Source organism: Bacillus sp. SW14, from assembly GCF_047608225.1.
Taxonomy (GTDB): domain Bacteria; phylum Bacillota; class Bacilli; order Bacillales; family Bacillaceae; genus Bacillus; species Bacillus subtilis_G.
Map to the genome: position 1 here is coordinate 2,079,318 of NZ_JBLKRW010000001.1, position 14,726 is coordinate 2,094,043.

Consider the following 14,726-nt stretch of genomic DNA (forward strand, 5'->3'; position numbering starts at 1 on the left):
AATAGAGGAGATAAATTAGTGGGATTATTGATATTGGCTGGAATTGTGCTTGTTATAACAACAATAGCTGTTTTAATAGATACATACGGGGAATTGATTTATTCTTTGTTCTGTGGGATCGTGGCAGCCATTGTTACACTTTTTTGTGTTGGACTGATTGGGGTGATTTGTCCCTTTGATAACCGAGCGGTATTGCAAGAAAAAACAAATGTTTATTCAATTAAAGACTCCTCGAATGTCAGCGGTAATTTTGTACTTGGTTCAGGAATCATTGACGATACACAATATTTCTATTTCGTTAGTGAAAAGCAGGGATTTAAATCAGTACATAAAGTTAAAGCAGAAGCTTCTAGAGTAAAAGAAGGAGACTATAAGACTCCATATGTGAAAAAGTACGATTATGAATATGAGAATAAATTTGTAAGGTTCATGTTTGGGGAATCTCCATTGTTTAAGGATAGTTCATACGATTTCTTTTTACCCGAGCACACAGTTACCCAGGAATATAAAGTTGACCTTGAATAGTCAAATAAAAGGGTAATTTTAAACAAACTTAAATTTAAAGGAGCAAATAAATGTATTTCATTGAAAATCAGGAAGGGTTAATCGGAAAAGAAGTTGCTTATGTTTGGGCAAATCAATTTTGTGAGCAAACAACGATTATTACTAAAGATGGAGGCGTGTTTACGGTTTGTCAACAATCTGACTGGGATGATGGCTATGAGACAAGAATATTATACCCGCATGAAGCTAAGAAAATATTACATCCTCTAAAAAAAGACTTGCATGACAAAGGAGTGATTGATGAAACAGAGTGGGAAGAGTATGAGAATGAGCTAAAAAAGAAGCAAGATGTTGAAAGAGAAAAGTATCTCAAAGAGAAAGAAGAACGTGATCGTAAACTATATGAAGAGTTGAGGGCAAAGTTCGAACAATAACGAACTGTTTGTTTAACTGAAGAATGCAATACAAGAACTTACATACCAAAAACAAAAGGAGCTATTACATAATGCAAATTAAAATCAAATACTTAGATGAAACACAAACAAGAATCAGCAAAATTGAGCAAGGTGATTGGATTGATCTTCGTGCAGCTGAAGATGCAGTGATCAAAAAAGATGAATTTAAACTTGTCCCATTAGGTGTGGCCATGGAATTGCCTGAAGGTTATGAAGCACATGTCGTTCCTCGTTCGAGTACGTATAAGAACTTTGGTGTGATTCAAACAAACTCAATGGGTGTTATCGATGAGTCATACAAGGGAGACAATGATTTTTGGTTCTTTCCTGCTTATGCATTGCGTGATACAGAGATTAAGAAGGGTGATCGTATCTGTCAATTTAGAATCATGAAGAAAATGCGGGCGGTTGAATTGGTTGAAGTTGAGCATTTGGGAAACGAGGATAGAGGAGGACTCGGTTCTACGGGAACGAAATAAGCAAATTTAAAAACCTTGGCTGTACTCATGCTGTGATCTGAACAATGGAGGTTTCAGCCAAGGTACATATAAATATTATGTTTAAAATGAATATTTTAATACGAAGGATTTAATTAAAAAGGGAAGTTTTGAAAAAGTGAAATAGTAATAACTAAAGTCGATAAAGAACCTAAAGATGTCAAAGAAACAATTTTTCTTGTGCTTTGCTTTTTTGGTGGTTTACTTAGTTCATGGATAACTGCACCCCATAAAAGCATGGATGCTAAAATTATAATACTCAAATACATATCAATACTTCCTTTCTTTGTTTTTACAGATTTAATAATTGACGTCGATTTTACCACATTTAGGATATAGGTGTCGATGGATTAAGCATTTAAATAAAAGAATACTTATATCTAAAATCAATAGAGGAAAGAGATCATTAACAACAAAGAAAGAGCTTTACAAGCATAATATGATGACATGCTGTATAGGAACGGTCTTTGTTTTGGATTTCTTCAGTTACAAGGACTTGAAGATGAATTTATTGAGCATATGAGACAAGTTGCTGAGTATGAAAAAGATCTGAGATACAAAAAGGCAGCATCTAATTTCTTGAAGATGATCGACCATAATTAAAATAGGTGGGTGATTAATTGTTAAAGGATAAAAATAAAATATTAAAAAGTATTGAAAAGATCAACAAACTTGAAGAAGGGTTGTCACTATTTGAAGAAGGTGACGAAGAATATTTAAGTGTATTAGTGAAAATTCAGGGGCTATATGATGAAATCTCAGATACTGCTTTAGAGTGTTTTAAAGAGATGACTACAAAAATCAGGAAAACTGGTCAGAAACGGATTGTAAAAGGGATTGATCAGTTACCGCATGCAATTAAAGAAAGTATTGCTGATCAAGTGAATGGTTTTAAAGGGGAGCTATTTGAATAAAAGCAAATATTAATGGTGTTGAATTTGAGGGTGAGTAATAGTTAATCAAATGCAAATATAAAATTAGGAGATGTTTATTATAACATATGTAACTTTATTTCTAGTAGCTTATCTAATTGCATTAAACATTAATGAGGTCAGATTGATTGTTCGAGGAGAAGGTAATGCGTATAGAAAAGTAAAGAATGTGCTCGATAATTCAACATTAGAAAATTTGAAACGGAATAAGAATTTGATTTACCTGTTTACTTTGCTCAAGGGAATATCTTTCATTGTACCTTTGGCTTATATTGGATTAGTTTCACACGATAACATTCTAATGCTTGCATGGACAGCAGTTTCACTTATTTATGTTGTCCTTAGCATGTTTAAAGTTTTAGATGTATTAGACGGTGAAAAAACTAAGCAAAATACATATATTTACTGGCTGTTTGTTTGTGGGAATTTTCTTTTTGTTGTATTTTATTTGGCAGATGTATTCTTATAAAATATTTAATTAATGCTTTGTTTTTTCATATACAATTCAAAAAAAGGACTGAGAAACATGACTCAATTCGATAAACAATATAATTCAATTATAAAGGATATTATAAATAATGGAATCTCAGACGAAGAATTTGAGGTGAGAACCAAGTGGGACTCAGATGGAACACCGGCACATACTCTAAGTGTAATGAGTAAGCAAATGAGATTCGACAACTCAGAGGTTCCGATTTTAACGACAAAAAAGATTGCCTGGAAAACAGCCATTAAAGAGTTGCTATGGATTTGGCAGCTGAAATCTAATGATGTTAATGATTTAAACAAGATGGGCGTACATATTTGGGATCAGTGGAAACAAGAAGACGGCACTATCGGACATGCATATGGATTTCAGCTGGGAAAGAAGAACAGAAATCTAAATGGAGAAAAAGTGGATCAGGTTGATTATCTTCTTCATCAATTGAAGAACAATCCATCTTCACGCAGACACATTACAATGCTATGGAATCCTGATGAATTAGATTCAATGGCCTTAACACCATGTGTATATGAGACACAGTGGTACGTAAAACAAGGGAAACTCCACCTTGAGGTAAGAGCGCGGAGCAATGATATGGCCTTGGGAAATCCATTCAATGTATTCCAGTATAATGTGTTGCAGCGCATGATTGCTCAAGTAACAGGCTATGAGCTTGGTGAATATATCTTTAATATTGGTGATTGCCATGTGTACACACGTCATATAGACAATTTGAAAATTCAAATGGAAAGAGAACAGTTTGAAGCACCTAAACTATGGATCAATCCTGAAGTTAAAGATTTTTATGACTTTACCATTGATGATTTCAAGTTAATCAACTATAAGCATGGGAACAAGCTTTCATTTGAGGTAGCAGTTTAATGCTATCTCTGATTGCTTGCTGTGATAAAAATCTGGCCATTGGATATCAAAACAAATTACTGAATCATTTGCCTGCTGACATGAAACACTTCAAAGAAAAAACTGAGGGGAAAATATGTATTCAGGGAAGATCAACATACGAATCAATTATCGGTATGACAGGTAAGCCTCTGCAGAATAGAAGGAATATTATACTTACTAGGGGTCAGAACTTTAAGCCAGATTATTCGTCATTTGTATATCATTCAATTGAGGAGGTCTTAAAGCTCATTCAAGGTCAAGTTAACACTGATGAGGAAGTGATGGTGATAGGGGGAAGTATGATATACAAAGCATTCTTGCCCTACGCTGATAAAGTGTATTTGACAATTGTTGACTCAGTCTCAAAAGAAGCAGATTCATATTTTCCTATGTTAGATGATCGGTGGAAATTGACTAATAAACAGCATAATAAAGCCGATGAAAAGAACAAATACAATTATTCCTTTATAACTTTTGAAAATAATCATAGACAAAGTTAAAAAATATGTATAATATGATAATAAGGAGGGTGAAATAAAAGTTACTTAATTCAATGAATAAAATCAAAACATATGCATTTCAATAAAACTAATATTTTATCCAGAAAACAAAAAAGAGAGGGGAGCCCTCTCAGATCATTAAGTATTGTAGTCCCAGTAAACATCCACATTAACTGTTACACCAGCGTTGCTATCGTTATTTTTTGCTTCCACGTAAAGTGATTTACCTGACACATCAGACAGGTTAACGCTAAACACTTTGTAGAACTGGCTACTTATATAGTTGCCACCACTTGGCGTGACTCGAGCAACTTCAGTTCCATTGGATTTGCGTAAGATGTAAGTGACGTTAGCAGAACTGTTTCCGTTCCCTGCTGAGTATTGATAACCCATAATTGATATTTTTGTAACATTGTTAGGAGTAAATGAATTTACAACAGTTTTATACGACAAGCTTCCTGATTTAGATGATCCTAAATAAGCTTTTCCTATCCCATTTTTAACTGCTGTAGCTGTTCCTAGCGTATGAAAACTGCTAGTACTGGCTAACGCCTCTAGATTATTTTGAGATAGGGTAGTTGGCTCACTTTTAGTAGCAGCATCGGCTGAGGCAGCTGCACCAGTAAGACCAAGAGTTGAAACTAAAGCAATTGCTGTTTTCTTCACCAAAAACATCTCCCTTTATTAGAAAATTATGATACTTCTTTATTATAGCAGTTAATCTTGAAATAAATGGTGAATGTTGTGAAATTATGGTGAAATTTCTGAACTGAGTGTAAATTTCTTTATTTAAACTTTTAAGGAGGTGATTTATTGGTAAAGGAAAGTGAGATACATAGCACCAACGAACAAATATCAGCCTTAGAGCAAAAGAGATATCAAATTGAAACAACTTTACTTGAAAAACAGAGGGATCTTTTAAGACTTGAAACACAGCAAAACAAAGAAAAACTGCAGCTATTATTCGAACTTAGTGAAGTATTAACCCAATTGGTAGATGAAGAGTGGGTAAGTTGTACGATTGCTTTACGAATTATTAAGAGAAATAAAAGAAAGTACTTAGATCTTTTTAAACTTAATGATGACAAAGCATACATAAATAAGGATAAATTTAAATTTCTTCACGGTGAATTCTTTGATCTGAAACAACAATTAAATGATATTTGAGGAGATGTCGGAGGTGAATTATATGTGTACATGCGAAGAGGAGAATGGCAAATGTCCTTATTGTGATGGAGCGCTGGATATAATCTAAATGAAATCTGTATTTTAAAGAGAAAGGTATCAGGGAGTAGCAAAAGCCACTCCCATGAAAATTAATGAAATTGACCGCCCATGTTTTGTTGAGCTAAACGGACTAAACGTTTGGTGATTTCTCCACCAACTGAACCGTTTGCACGAGAAGTAGTCTCAGCGCCTAATTGAACACCAAACTCAGAAGCTATTTCAAGTTTCATTTGTTCAATTGCTGAAGCTGCTTGAGGAATTAATAACTCATTATTGTTGTTTGATCTTGATCTACTTTGTTGAGCCATCTTATTCATCTCCTAAAGTGTAATGAAAACAAGCTTGTTTGAATCATATTATGGAGAGATTATTTTAATTTATACACGCCAAAGAAATAAATTTTTTCATTGAGAAAGGTGGGGGACAAAATGAAAATTGATTATGTATCTGATCTCCATATAAATCATTGGATCCCTTGGAATGTAAATCAGATTAAGTGGGAGAAGCGAACAAGAGAAATCGTAAATAGGTTAATCTCAAACGGTAATGGGGAGGTATTAGTCATTGCCGGTGATTTTACTGAATGGAATCAACAAACATTATGGGTTTTAGATGAGGCAGCAAAGCAATACGAGAAGGTTTACTTTACATATGGTAATCATGATCTTTATTTACTTAGCAAGAATCAAAAAAGAAAGTATTCAGACTCAATTGGAAGGTTAAATGATCTAATCAAAAAGGCTGCCAACATAAAAAATGTAACTCCATTAATTAAGACAACTGAAACATACAAAGGTAAAGTCTTTGCAGGAGATGTAATGTGGTACCTTCCAAAAGGACTTGATGGATGGGATTTCTTTAAAGGAGTTTCTAATGACTCAAATTACATTTGTATTAATGGTTACAACAAAGTAGATGGAGTAAGAGCGATGTGGAAAGAATCAATGGATTGGTATGAAACATTAAAAAACATCCAAGTTGATGTATTTGTGTCTCATGTTCCACCTGTTCACAATCCTTATTCCCCGTTTGAACCTAACACATGCTATATGGTTGATGTACCGTTTATTAACGCTAAACATTGGATTTGTGGCCATGATCATTTACAAGCTGAGTTTGACAAAGATGGAACGAGCTTTCACATGAATTGTATCGGATACCCGTATGACTATGATACCTATCCAAGTGTCAATGTGATACCTGGTGAAGAAGAAGATTCGTATAAAACGTTTGAAGTAAAGACATTTGAGATCTAAATCAAAAATTTTATCTTGTTGAGAGGTGGTATAAATGAAAGATTTTAGGCATGTAATAAATGATGAAAACAAAAAGAAAGCATTATATTTATTGTGCAATATGAGAATAAAAGGCTTTGTAGTAGAGCACGGAGTTAAAGGTCTTTTTTGGTTCAATACAAAGGAAAGAATGAAAGAAAATGAGCGAGATTTATTAGTATCTGCAACAGATGTAAAAATCTTGTTATAATGTACGGAATTTTGGATTTATACAAAGGGAGTGACGAAATTGGTAGATAAAGCATTAATTGAGTTATATGATTTAGCAGACGATTTAGAAGTAGATGAAGATGTAGTTAAAATTGCAAAGAAGGCTATCAATACAATCAAGAATCTTCGGGATAAAAACAAACATTATGAGTTGGCGTTAAAAGTCTGTAGAGCAACTATACAAAAGAATTTATCGTCTGCAATGTATAAAGATGAATATGCATTATTAGAGGCTTTTGAAACTACAGAAAAGGCTCTGAATGTCAAATGAGTTAAAATAAAATTCTAATTTTATTCAGACAGGAAGTGTGTAATGAAAAATACGAAACCAGTTAGACAGCATACGGTACCAAAAACTTATCTTAAACATTTTACTTCTCATGAAAATAACATCCTTGTTTTTCACAAAGCAAAAAATGAAATCAGAAAACAGGATATCAGGAAAGTATCTGTTGTGAAGAATATATACGCATATACTAAACCAAACACTGATGAAAAAGCTTACGATTTAGAAGAGATATTTGGGGAGTTAATTGAAGTAGATTACAACTTTCTTATTAAAGAAATCTTAAAAAAAGAATATGTCAGCTATGAAAAGGAATGTATGTCATATTTTATCGCAGCTCAATCATTGAGAAGCCCAAAGAATAAAAAACAAATTATAAATGAAATCAAACAATCAATTGAAAAAGGCAAAAATGGAGAACTATTTAAAAATGATTACTTAAATATATTCAAATTTGAGGTCTTAAATAAAGATACAAATGAAGTCGTTACAAATATAAGTTTAGAGAAAGCTAGAAATTACAATATCACAGTGAATGTTAATAAAGATTGTTATGTTCAATATTTAATCATGCGGATACGAGACTTATCCAAAGTACTAAAAAACAAAGATGGGTACTCTTAATTGCTAAAGAAGGAGAGAAATTCCTTACATGTGACAATCCTTTAGTAAAATCTAAAAGTTTTTATGGAATTGAAGGCGATGTATTTCCACTCACCCAAAATTTATGTCTTATCCTTGGGAATGATGAAGGCACTTTATATATTAACTCTGATGATGTAAGAAAAATAAATAAATGGATTATTGAAAATGGGGATGAATTTGTTTTTCTAAATCATAAAGACCAATTAAAATGTTGATTTCATTTAGAAGGGATAGACTCAATGAAAGAAATTGAATTTGAAGAAGTTAAGAAATTTGTTGAAGTAATGTCTCGGCAATTTAGATCGACCAAGGTGATGAAAATTCACATTAGTTATGCAGAATGGCTAGTTGCTGAAGTTGAACGTTTAAGGAGGTTAACCAACAATGAACAATAATTTAGGGAGTAAGACAGACATTCATTTCTGTAATGGCTCACATATCGAGGCGGTTCAACTTACTAATACACTAAGAGGATTCAATAGCAATTTCTTATGGGGGCAGATGCAAGAAAACATTTCAAAGGAAATTGAATGGTGGGGAGTTACTCTGACTGGAAATCAGAAAACCGTAAAAACTTTAAGTGAGTTGATGGAAATAAACAAAGCGCTGTTCGAGAATATCTACAAAGTCCAAACAGATTCGATTGAAGAGCTGATAAACAAACTATATGAACAGGTTCCTGAGTATGAGAAGAGGTTCTTAAAGTATGTCAATGAGAAGCTACCAAATCTGAGGAGGTACTTACAAGTCGAGTTGCCCTATAATCCTAAACTAATATCGAGCATCGAATACGAAAACTACATATCCAGTGCTGAAATTGATTGCGAATACCCCTTTGACGCTAGAGGTTGCATTATTACTTTCTTTCAACGGGCACCAGAAATAATTGATTTATATAAGGAGGGATTAAGTGGAGAACAAATTAACCTGGTTTGATTTAAATTATAGAACTGATTCAGAGTCTAAAATTAGCTGTTGTTTACTGCGACTGTTTGACCTTATGAAAGAGAGCTTGCACATTTACTTCAATATAAAGAATTCTAAAGATATTTATGTTTTTTTGTCCCAGGCTAAAAGACAAAGCAAGGATATCCTTTTTGTTGAATGGTTTATAAATAAAGGAATTCCTAAATTAAAGAGTATTAACTTTAATAACTTGCCAAAAGATGACCGTTTCCTTGCAATGTTGGAACTTGATGAGTATATCCTAAAAAGCGAAATGGACTTTGCAGATCCAGAGGAAATAAGAAGTTGCATAATTTCATTTGTGAGCAGTCTTCAGCAATACATTGACCTATGTAAGGAGGAGTTAAATGAAGAATACAGAGTTTAAGATAACAAGTTTTTTAGAGGAATATAAACGAGAGGACGAGATACGAAGAGATTTCATCATTCATGAAGGCTATACTGCTATCGAAGAGATCATTAAAGAAGTTAATCAAAGGGGATCTCTAAATGAAGCAGATATTTATTACGGAACACCTAAACCTCAACTAAGTTTCTCGGACGTTGAATTAGGTTACATGCTTACTTCAATGATGGAATATGCTTCAAATCAAGTAGGAAATCCAATTGATGAGGAATGTGAATTTGAAAATAAGCTGGCTTATTTTGAGTATAAGAATGAGATTGTTCAAATTGTTGAAGTGTATGGCCAAGGTACTGACAGCTGGTTTTTGAAACCAAGTGACGATACCATTGATAAATTGAATAACACAGCTTACGGAGTGTATTTGATCCAGTTCGAGGATTTCATTAATTACACTAAAAATAAAGATATTGAGAGTGAAAAGCTGTCCCCAAGCAGCACGATCTTAAATGACATTACTAGTGGTTACACAGTCGAAAGAGGTTCTAAGTAGATGATTGTAACAGCTTGGATTTTGTTGATTATGTTTGGTTTATTCGCTTTATCAGATTTGAACTTAACTGAAGATGAAACAAAGCATATCAAATTCTTCATAATAATGAAATTTGTTTCTGTCTTTATAGCTGCTATAGCTGCAGGAGTAATTTGGGGAGGATTGTTTCAATGAAGACGATTAAATTATATGAACTTGTATCAGAAGGTAAAAAACCAATTATTAAATTTAATGATAATGTGTATGAATGGATTGAAGAATCAGTCGATACCATGATGATGGGAAAAATCATAGGAGCTTCTATAGAATATGAGGATAGCGTTAGATTTTTAATAGATTTAAATCCTTTTGAAGCATACAATCGAAGCGTTGCGTGTCATGATTGGAGAGATGATGAAGGGAATTGTGTTTTAACGTGGTTTGACACTTCTTTTTATCCGAAAAACGGAATTGAAGCTATTTACTTACCTATTAATGAAAAAACAGAAATTGCGTTTGATTTTACAGAAGAAGGTTCTTTATTAAATGAATATGCAAAAGTCACTCAAGAGATTTCATATGTTGAATGGCTAGAAAATGAAGTTAATCAATTAAGATCTAAATAAAATCGGTCTTTTATTTAGAATGAAAATAAAATTAGTGGAGGATAAAGAAGATTAACGAGGCTTATCATTCAATTCAAACACTGTATAACAAGATGGATAGACAAATGAAGACAGTGAAGGAGGCCATTGAAGAAAAAGATTTGCAAAGAGCACATCGTAACTTAATTAACTTAGCTGACAATAATGAGGAATTAATGCAGGAAATCAGGTGGGTCAAAAAGGGAACCACCTTGTAAGTTATTTGAATAATTGTCTGCGCTCTTTAAAATTCCAAACATAAAGCTCTTCGATAGAGCAACCTATGGCATCAGCAAATGTCATTGCTGTTCCAATATTCATATTTGATTTAAAACCACTTACATAATCATTAATACGCTGTTTAGGTAATCCAGTACGTTCAACAAGGTCTTCAATTGAAACGCTATATTCATGCATAAGCTCATTGAGTCTTGAATCAACTGGTCTCCATTGTTTTTTCACTATGTACACCTCTTTCAGCAACGATTTTAGCACATACATAATTTACCTTCAATATAGATTAGGAGAGTGATTGATTGGGAGCAAACAATCAAGGGAAAGTTTTTGAAGCGAACATTGAAAAATCTGCAGCTGATCAGAAGTTGTTCTTTTACCGGATTAAAGATGTTAACCCAATGCTCTTGAAAAGAGGGGCAGCAGTATCGAAAAACAAATATGACTGTTTCTTGCATTTTAACGGATACTTGTTCCCCTTTGAGCTTAAGTCGACAAAGAACAAGTCCATTTCCTTCAGTGAGAAGATCATAAAAGGGCAACAGATTAAACATTTAAAAGAGGCAGCACAATACCCAAATATAATTCCTGGTTTCCTGTTTCAATTTAGAGAGCCAGAGAACAAGGTTTATTTCGTACATATTGATGACTTCCTTACATATAAGAACATAGCTGAAAAACAGGCGGAACATACATATAAGAATAAAGTTAACAAGTCCAGTATCCCGATTGCGATTTGTGAAGAGATCGGTACAGAAGTGCGATGGATGAAAAAGAAAGTGAATTATACATATTATTTAAACAAGCTTTGCGGAGAATTAATTAAGAATGAACAGTCAAGAGACAAACCGTTACATACATATAATACTCCTGTGAAAACGGGGGTACGATAAATGCCTTATGATGAATATGAAGAACTGAAGAAGAAAACAATTAAGGTTGTTCATAAGAAGAATTATTCAATAAGGTTTATTGAGCAAACAAAGGGTAGTGATGACAAAGAAGCGTTTTATAAGGAGATCGCACAATTCTTGTTTGAAAGGGCTCTGAGAAAATCAGAATAGCCCTTTCTTTTTTTGTATATTTGTAGTTAGTATCATTAAATACAGCTTTATCGGTACTGATATTAATGACATGCTGGACCCGGTGTAATAGGGCGGCCTCCACCACATTCTGTCCTCCGATGAGATTTGTCTGGATCGCTTCAAATGGATGGTCTTCACATGTCGGAACCTGTTTCAGCGCAGCTGCGTGGAAGACGATATCCACGCCTTTCATCACCTGATTCACCCTTCTGTGATCGCGCACATCTCCGAGCACAAATGAAAGCCGCTTATCCCCCGCATACTTTTGACTCATGACATACTGTTTACTGTCGTCTTTGCTGAATACAATCACCTGTTTCGGTGTTAGCAGCAAAAGGCGTTTGACAATTTGACTCCCGATTGAACCTGTTCCGCCAGTGACTAAAACTGTTTTGTTATGGAAAAACGGTTCTAGTTCTGCTGTTTGCTGTTTAGGCATGGCTTATCCTCCAACTCTCGTTTCTCTACCATGCATCATATGTTCAACTTTGTAATCGAGTTAATGAAAGCAACCAATAAAACAAAATTTAGGGGAATGATCATGTCACAAAGTGTTCTTTTTTAATAGAAAATGGAAAGATAGACGTAACAGACAAAATATAAAACTACATAAACAATGTACTAAATATTCACTTTGGTTTTATTTCGCACCTCAAAAGTAAATTTGAGGAGCCATTTCACGTACTTCTTAGGTGGGAAAGTGATTTATGAGTCAGAAATACTATAAAAAAAGGTTCATTTTCCTCTCTATTAAACGACTGTATATATTTTACAATAAGGAGTGATAGTGATTAAAAGGAGGGGACCAAATTGAAGGTTTCAAAAACAATGCTGCTAAGCACTGCTGCGGGTTTATTGCTTAGCCTGACAACTAACTCGGTGTCGGCTCATCACGTGAAAGCGGAACATCATTTTAAAGTGACGGCGCAAACGGAGACAGATCCTGTCGCTACTGGCGAGGACGCAGCAGATGACCCGGCCATTTGGGTGCATGAAAAGCATCCGGAAAAAAGCAAGTTGATCACGACAAATAAGAAGTCAGGACTAGTCGTGTATGATTTAAACGGCAAACAGCTCAAATCTTACGAGTTTGGCAAGCTCAATAATGTCGATCTGCGTTATCAATTTCCATTGAACGGAGAAAAAATTGATATTGCTGCCGCCTCAAACCGGTCTAAAGGAAAAAATACAATCGAAGTATATGAAATTGACGGGGATAAAGGAAAGTTGAAAAGCATTACAGACCCAAACCATCCGATTTCAACTGATATTTCTGAGGTATACGGCTTCAGCCTGTATCACAGCCAGAAAACAGGAGCATTTTACGCATTAGTGACAGGCAAACAAGGAGAATTTGAGCAGTATGAAATTGTTGACAATGGAAAGGGTTATGTAACAGGGAAAAAAGTGCGTGAATTTAAATTGAATTCTCAGACTGAAGGCCTTGTTGCGGATGATGAGTACGGGAACCTGTATATAGCAGAGGAAAACGAAGCCATCTGGAAATTTAATGCTGAGCCAGACGGAGGATCAAAGGGGCAGGTTGTCGACCGTGCGACAGGAGAACGTTTGACAGCTGATATTGAAGGACTGACGATCTATTATGCGCCAGACGGCAAAGGATATCTCATGGCCTCAAGTCAAGGGAATAACAGCTATGCAATGTATGAACGGCAGGGAAGCAATCGCTATGTAGCCAACTTTGACATTGCAGATGGCGAAAAGATAGACGGTACTAGTGATACGGACGGTATTGATGTTCTCGGTTTCGGACTGGGCCCAAAATATCCGTACGGGATTTTTGTCGCTCAGGACGGTGAAAATATTGACAATGGACAAGCCGTCAATCAAAATTTCAAAATGGTGTCGTGGAAACAGATAGCACAGCATCTAGGCGAAAAGCCTGACCTTCATAAACAGGTGAATCCGAGGAAGATGAGGGACCGTTCTGACGGCTAAAAAAAGCAGCTCATTCAGCTGCTTTTTCTGTGAATGAAAAAATCGTTCATAACAATGAACGATTTTTCAAGTAAGCGCCAGATGAATCGCCTTTAGTTTTGCAGGAAGCTCATCAAACGTAAGGGCGGGTACGGTCTCTTTGTAATTGGATGCTGCAGCTTTTTGCCGTTCCTCAGGATGGTTGATATAGAAAGCGGCTTTTTCCTTAAAGTCGTTGATGCTGTGATAAGAAATAAAGGATGAAAAAGGATGTGCCGCGGGTAAATCTGTTAATTGAAATGCTTCGCATGCAGCGATATCAAACGTCCGGTTATTAAAACTGGCGTTTTTGATGCGGATATTATTTTTATTGAAAGCAAAATGATAGGGGCGATGCGCATTGATCACGATATCTGCCCCGTTATAATAATGAACGGCCTGTTCGGGTGGAACCCATGTGCTGACGATATCAATATGCGGCTGTTTGAGCACTTTTTTAGGCAGGTATTTTCTCCATTCCTTTCCGATTACCCGAACGGTGAAAGGCAGATGTACCGCTTCTTTCATAAGCTGAACCCGATTAGGATAAGGATAGCCGATGATAAGCAGATTTGAATGAAAAGAATGTTCTGTGTCCATTTTTTTAAACAGCCGATGATTAACTGGAATCGGAACATAGTAGACGTTCTGGCAGCCGAGCTCCCGATAATAAAGAGCGGCATTTTGTTCAATCGTTAATATGGCGTCAGCGTGCTTTATCACCCGAAGGCTGATATCAATATAAAATGGGTCTTCGGTCAGCCAAACAAACACAGGAATACCCTTATCCTTTAACCAGGTCAGCCAGTCGTGAGGAACACGGTCTCCAACCATCATGAGTGCGAAGTCCGGCTGGAACTTTTCAACCTTTATTAGAGATTCTGCTTCCAGTGTATCTGCAGACATGTACTCTGTATGAGTATTCAGAAAACATTCTTCAGCCCAGCGGTCAAAATATCTGTATATTCCTCCGTATCCCGACTGGATATACAAAACTTTCATCAGAT

28 protein-coding genes are annotated in these 14,726 nt (G+C 35.1%); 23 read left to right on the forward strand and 5 right to left on the reverse strand.

What is annotated here, in order from left to right; translation table 11 throughout:
• Positions 1 to 18 precede the first annotated feature (18 nt).
• The 8 genes from ACMX2I_RS11020 (at position 19) to ACMX2I_RS11055 (ending at position 4,275) form a co-directional block, all read left to right on the forward strand.
• A complete protein-coding gene (locus ACMX2I_RS11020) occupies positions 19 to 525 on the forward strand; it encodes a hypothetical protein (RefSeq protein WP_414956949.1) in 507 nt (168 codons plus the stop codon).
• 50 nt (positions 526 to 575) lie between these two features.
• Complete coding sequence (locus ACMX2I_RS11025) at positions 576 to 938, forward strand: hypothetical protein (protein WP_414956950.1); 363 nt, start codon at positions 576 to 578, stop codon at positions 936 to 938.
• Positions 939 to 1,009: 71 nt separating this feature from the next.
• The gene (dutA, locus tag ACMX2I_RS11030) at positions 1,010 to 1,438 is read left to right on the forward strand and encodes a dUTP diphosphatase DutA (RefSeq protein ID WP_414956951.1); all 429 of its coding nucleotides are present in this window, start codon (positions 1,010 to 1,012) and stop codon (positions 1,436 to 1,438) included.
• Positions 1,439 to 1,903: 465 nt separating this feature from the next.
• Complete coding sequence (locus ACMX2I_RS11035) at positions 1,904 to 2,059, forward strand: hypothetical protein (RefSeq protein WP_326145002.1); 156 nt, start codon at positions 1,904 to 1,906, stop codon at positions 2,057 to 2,059.
• Positions 2,060 to 2,076: 17 nt separating this feature from the next.
• A complete protein-coding gene (locus ACMX2I_RS11040) occupies positions 2,077 to 2,370 on the forward strand; it encodes a hypothetical protein (protein ID WP_414956952.1) in 294 nt (97 codons plus the stop codon).
• Positions 2,371 to 2,512: 142 nt separating this feature from the next.
• A complete protein-coding gene (locus tag ACMX2I_RS11045; RefSeq protein ID WP_414956953.1) occupies positions 2,513 to 2,857 on the forward strand; it encodes a hypothetical protein in 345 nt (114 codons plus the stop codon).
• Between the two features lie 57 nt (positions 2,858 to 2,914).
• Complete coding sequence (locus ACMX2I_RS11050; protein WP_414956954.1) at positions 2,915 to 3,754, forward strand: thymidylate synthase; 840 nt, start codon at positions 2,915 to 2,917, stop codon at positions 3,752 to 3,754.
• Positions 3,754 to 4,275, forward strand: a complete 522-nt coding sequence (locus ACMX2I_RS11055; RefSeq protein WP_414956955.1) for a dihydrofolate reductase — start codon at positions 3,754 to 3,756, stop codon at positions 4,273 to 4,275. The genes ACMX2I_RS11050 and ACMX2I_RS11055 overlap by 1 nt, the downstream gene beginning before the upstream one ends.
• Before the next feature lie 138 nt (positions 4,276 to 4,413).
• Here ACMX2I_RS11055 and ACMX2I_RS11060 read toward each other — a convergent pair whose 3' ends face one another.
• On the reverse strand, positions 4,414 to 4,941 hold the full coding sequence (locus tag ACMX2I_RS11060) for a hypothetical protein (RefSeq protein ID WP_414956956.1): 528 nt from the start codon (positions 4,939 to 4,941) through the stop codon (positions 4,414 to 4,416).
• Between the two features lie 147 nt (positions 4,942 to 5,088).
• On the opposite strand from ACMX2I_RS11060, the gene ACMX2I_RS11065 reads away from it, so the two are divergent.
• Positions 5,089 to 5,442 carry a hypothetical protein gene (locus ACMX2I_RS11065; RefSeq protein WP_414956957.1) on the forward strand — a complete coding sequence of 118 codons (354 nt, stop codon included), beginning with the start codon at positions 5,089 to 5,091 and terminating at the stop codon, positions 5,440 to 5,442.
• A 149-nt stretch (positions 5,443 to 5,591) separates the two neighbouring features.
• Here the strand turns inward: ACMX2I_RS11065 and sspC are convergent, their stop codons facing one another.
• Positions 5,592 to 5,810 (reverse strand): acid-soluble spore protein SspC, encoded by a 219-nt coding sequence (sspC, locus tag ACMX2I_RS11070; RefSeq protein WP_017474724.1) that lies wholly within the window; start codon positions 5,808 to 5,810, stop codon positions 5,592 to 5,594.
• Between the two features lie 120 nt (positions 5,811 to 5,930).
• Here sspC and ACMX2I_RS11075 point away from each other — a divergent pair, with 120 nt between their 5' ends.
• From ACMX2I_RS11075 to ACMX2I_RS11130, 12 genes are read left to right on the forward strand one after another with little or no spacing between them, the layout of a single operon-like run.
• A complete protein-coding gene (locus ACMX2I_RS11075; RefSeq protein ID WP_414956958.1) occupies positions 5,931 to 6,758 on the forward strand; it encodes a metallophosphoesterase family protein in 828 nt (275 codons plus the stop codon).
• 34 nt (positions 6,759 to 6,792) lie between these two features.
• The gene (locus ACMX2I_RS11080; protein WP_213385455.1) at positions 6,793 to 6,987 is read left to right on the forward strand and encodes a hypothetical protein; all 195 of its coding nucleotides are present in this window, start codon (positions 6,793 to 6,795) and stop codon (positions 6,985 to 6,987) included.
• Positions 6,988 to 7,026: 39 nt separating this feature from the next.
• Positions 7,027 to 7,278 (forward strand): hypothetical protein, encoded by a 252-nt coding sequence (locus ACMX2I_RS11085; RefSeq protein WP_106034966.1) that lies wholly within the window; start codon positions 7,027 to 7,029, stop codon positions 7,276 to 7,278.
• A 42-nt stretch (positions 7,279 to 7,320) separates the two neighbouring features.
• On the forward strand, positions 7,321 to 7,917 hold the full coding sequence (locus ACMX2I_RS11090; RefSeq protein ID WP_414956959.1) for a DUF4238 domain-containing protein: 597 nt from the start codon (positions 7,321 to 7,323) through the stop codon (positions 7,915 to 7,917).
• The gene (locus ACMX2I_RS11095; RefSeq protein WP_414956960.1) at positions 7,842 to 8,153 is read left to right on the forward strand and encodes a DUF4238 domain-containing protein; all 312 of its coding nucleotides are present in this window, start codon (positions 7,842 to 7,844) and stop codon (positions 8,151 to 8,153) included. Before ACMX2I_RS11090 ends, ACMX2I_RS11095 begins: the two co-directional genes overlap by 76 nt.
• A gap of 24 nt (positions 8,154 to 8,177) precedes the next feature.
• A complete protein-coding gene (locus ACMX2I_RS11100; protein WP_106021332.1) occupies positions 8,178 to 8,333 on the forward strand; it encodes a hypothetical protein in 156 nt (51 codons plus the stop codon).
• On the forward strand, positions 8,323 to 8,874 hold the full coding sequence (locus ACMX2I_RS11105; protein WP_106021330.1) for a hypothetical protein: 552 nt from the start codon (positions 8,323 to 8,325) through the stop codon (positions 8,872 to 8,874). Before ACMX2I_RS11100 ends, ACMX2I_RS11105 begins: the two co-directional genes overlap by 11 nt.
• Entirely contained in the window at positions 8,849 to 9,271 is a 423-nt protein-coding gene (locus ACMX2I_RS11110; protein ID WP_223257240.1) for a hypothetical protein, read from the forward strand. The genes ACMX2I_RS11105 and ACMX2I_RS11110 overlap by 26 nt, the downstream gene beginning before the upstream one ends.
• Positions 9,252 to 9,800, forward strand: coding sequence for a hypothetical protein (locus tag ACMX2I_RS11115; RefSeq protein WP_414956961.1), 549 nt, complete (start codon positions 9,252 to 9,254; stop codon positions 9,798 to 9,800). The genes ACMX2I_RS11110 and ACMX2I_RS11115 overlap by 20 nt, the downstream gene beginning before the upstream one ends.
• Positions 9,801 to 9,974, forward strand: a complete 174-nt coding sequence (locus tag ACMX2I_RS11120) for a hypothetical protein (RefSeq protein WP_064814932.1) — start codon at positions 9,801 to 9,803, stop codon at positions 9,972 to 9,974.
• On the forward strand, positions 9,971 to 10,405 hold the full coding sequence (locus tag ACMX2I_RS11125; protein WP_414956962.1) for a hypothetical protein: 435 nt from the start codon (positions 9,971 to 9,973) through the stop codon (positions 10,403 to 10,405). The genes ACMX2I_RS11120 and ACMX2I_RS11125 overlap by 4 nt, the downstream gene beginning before the upstream one ends.
• A 50-nt stretch (positions 10,406 to 10,455) precedes the next feature.
• The gene (locus ACMX2I_RS11130; RefSeq protein WP_072692887.1) at positions 10,456 to 10,641 is read left to right on the forward strand and encodes a hypothetical protein; all 186 of its coding nucleotides are present in this window, start codon (positions 10,456 to 10,458) and stop codon (positions 10,639 to 10,641) included.
• Position 10,642: 1 nt separating this feature from the next.
• Here the strand turns inward: ACMX2I_RS11130 and ACMX2I_RS11135 are convergent, their stop codons facing one another.
• Positions 10,643 to 10,885: a helix-turn-helix domain-containing protein gene (locus tag ACMX2I_RS11135; RefSeq protein WP_041336530.1), complete on the reverse strand. Its 243-nt coding sequence runs from the start codon at positions 10,883 to 10,885 to the stop codon at positions 10,643 to 10,645.
• A 74-nt stretch (positions 10,886 to 10,959) separates the two neighbouring features.
• Here ACMX2I_RS11135 and ACMX2I_RS11140 point away from each other — a divergent pair, with 74 nt between their 5' ends.
• Positions 10,960 to 11,550, forward strand: a complete 591-nt coding sequence (locus ACMX2I_RS11140; RefSeq protein WP_414956963.1) for a hypothetical protein — start codon at positions 10,960 to 10,962, stop codon at positions 11,548 to 11,550.
• 76 nt (positions 11,551 to 11,626) lie between these two features.
• On the opposite strand, the gene ACMX2I_RS11145 is transcribed toward ACMX2I_RS11140, so the two are convergent.
• Entirely contained in the window at positions 11,627 to 12,181 is a 555-nt protein-coding gene (locus ACMX2I_RS11145; RefSeq protein ID WP_414956964.1) for an SDR family NAD(P)-dependent oxidoreductase, read from the reverse strand.
• 371 nt (positions 12,182 to 12,552) lie between these two features.
• Here ACMX2I_RS11145 and ACMX2I_RS11150 point away from each other — a divergent pair, with 371 nt between their 5' ends.
• Positions 12,553 to 13,701 (forward strand): phytase, encoded by a 1,149-nt coding sequence (locus tag ACMX2I_RS11150; RefSeq protein WP_289347549.1) that lies wholly within the window; start codon positions 12,553 to 12,555, stop codon positions 13,699 to 13,701.
• Positions 13,702 to 13,767: 66 nt separating this feature from the next.
• Here ACMX2I_RS11150 and ACMX2I_RS11155 read toward each other — a convergent pair whose 3' ends face one another.
• Positions 13,768 to 14,721 carry a CgeB family protein gene (locus tag ACMX2I_RS11155; RefSeq protein ID WP_414956965.1) on the reverse strand — a complete coding sequence of 318 codons (954 nt, stop codon included), beginning with the start codon at positions 14,719 to 14,721 and terminating at the stop codon, positions 13,768 to 13,770.
• Positions 14,722 to 14,726: the final 5 nt, after the last annotated feature.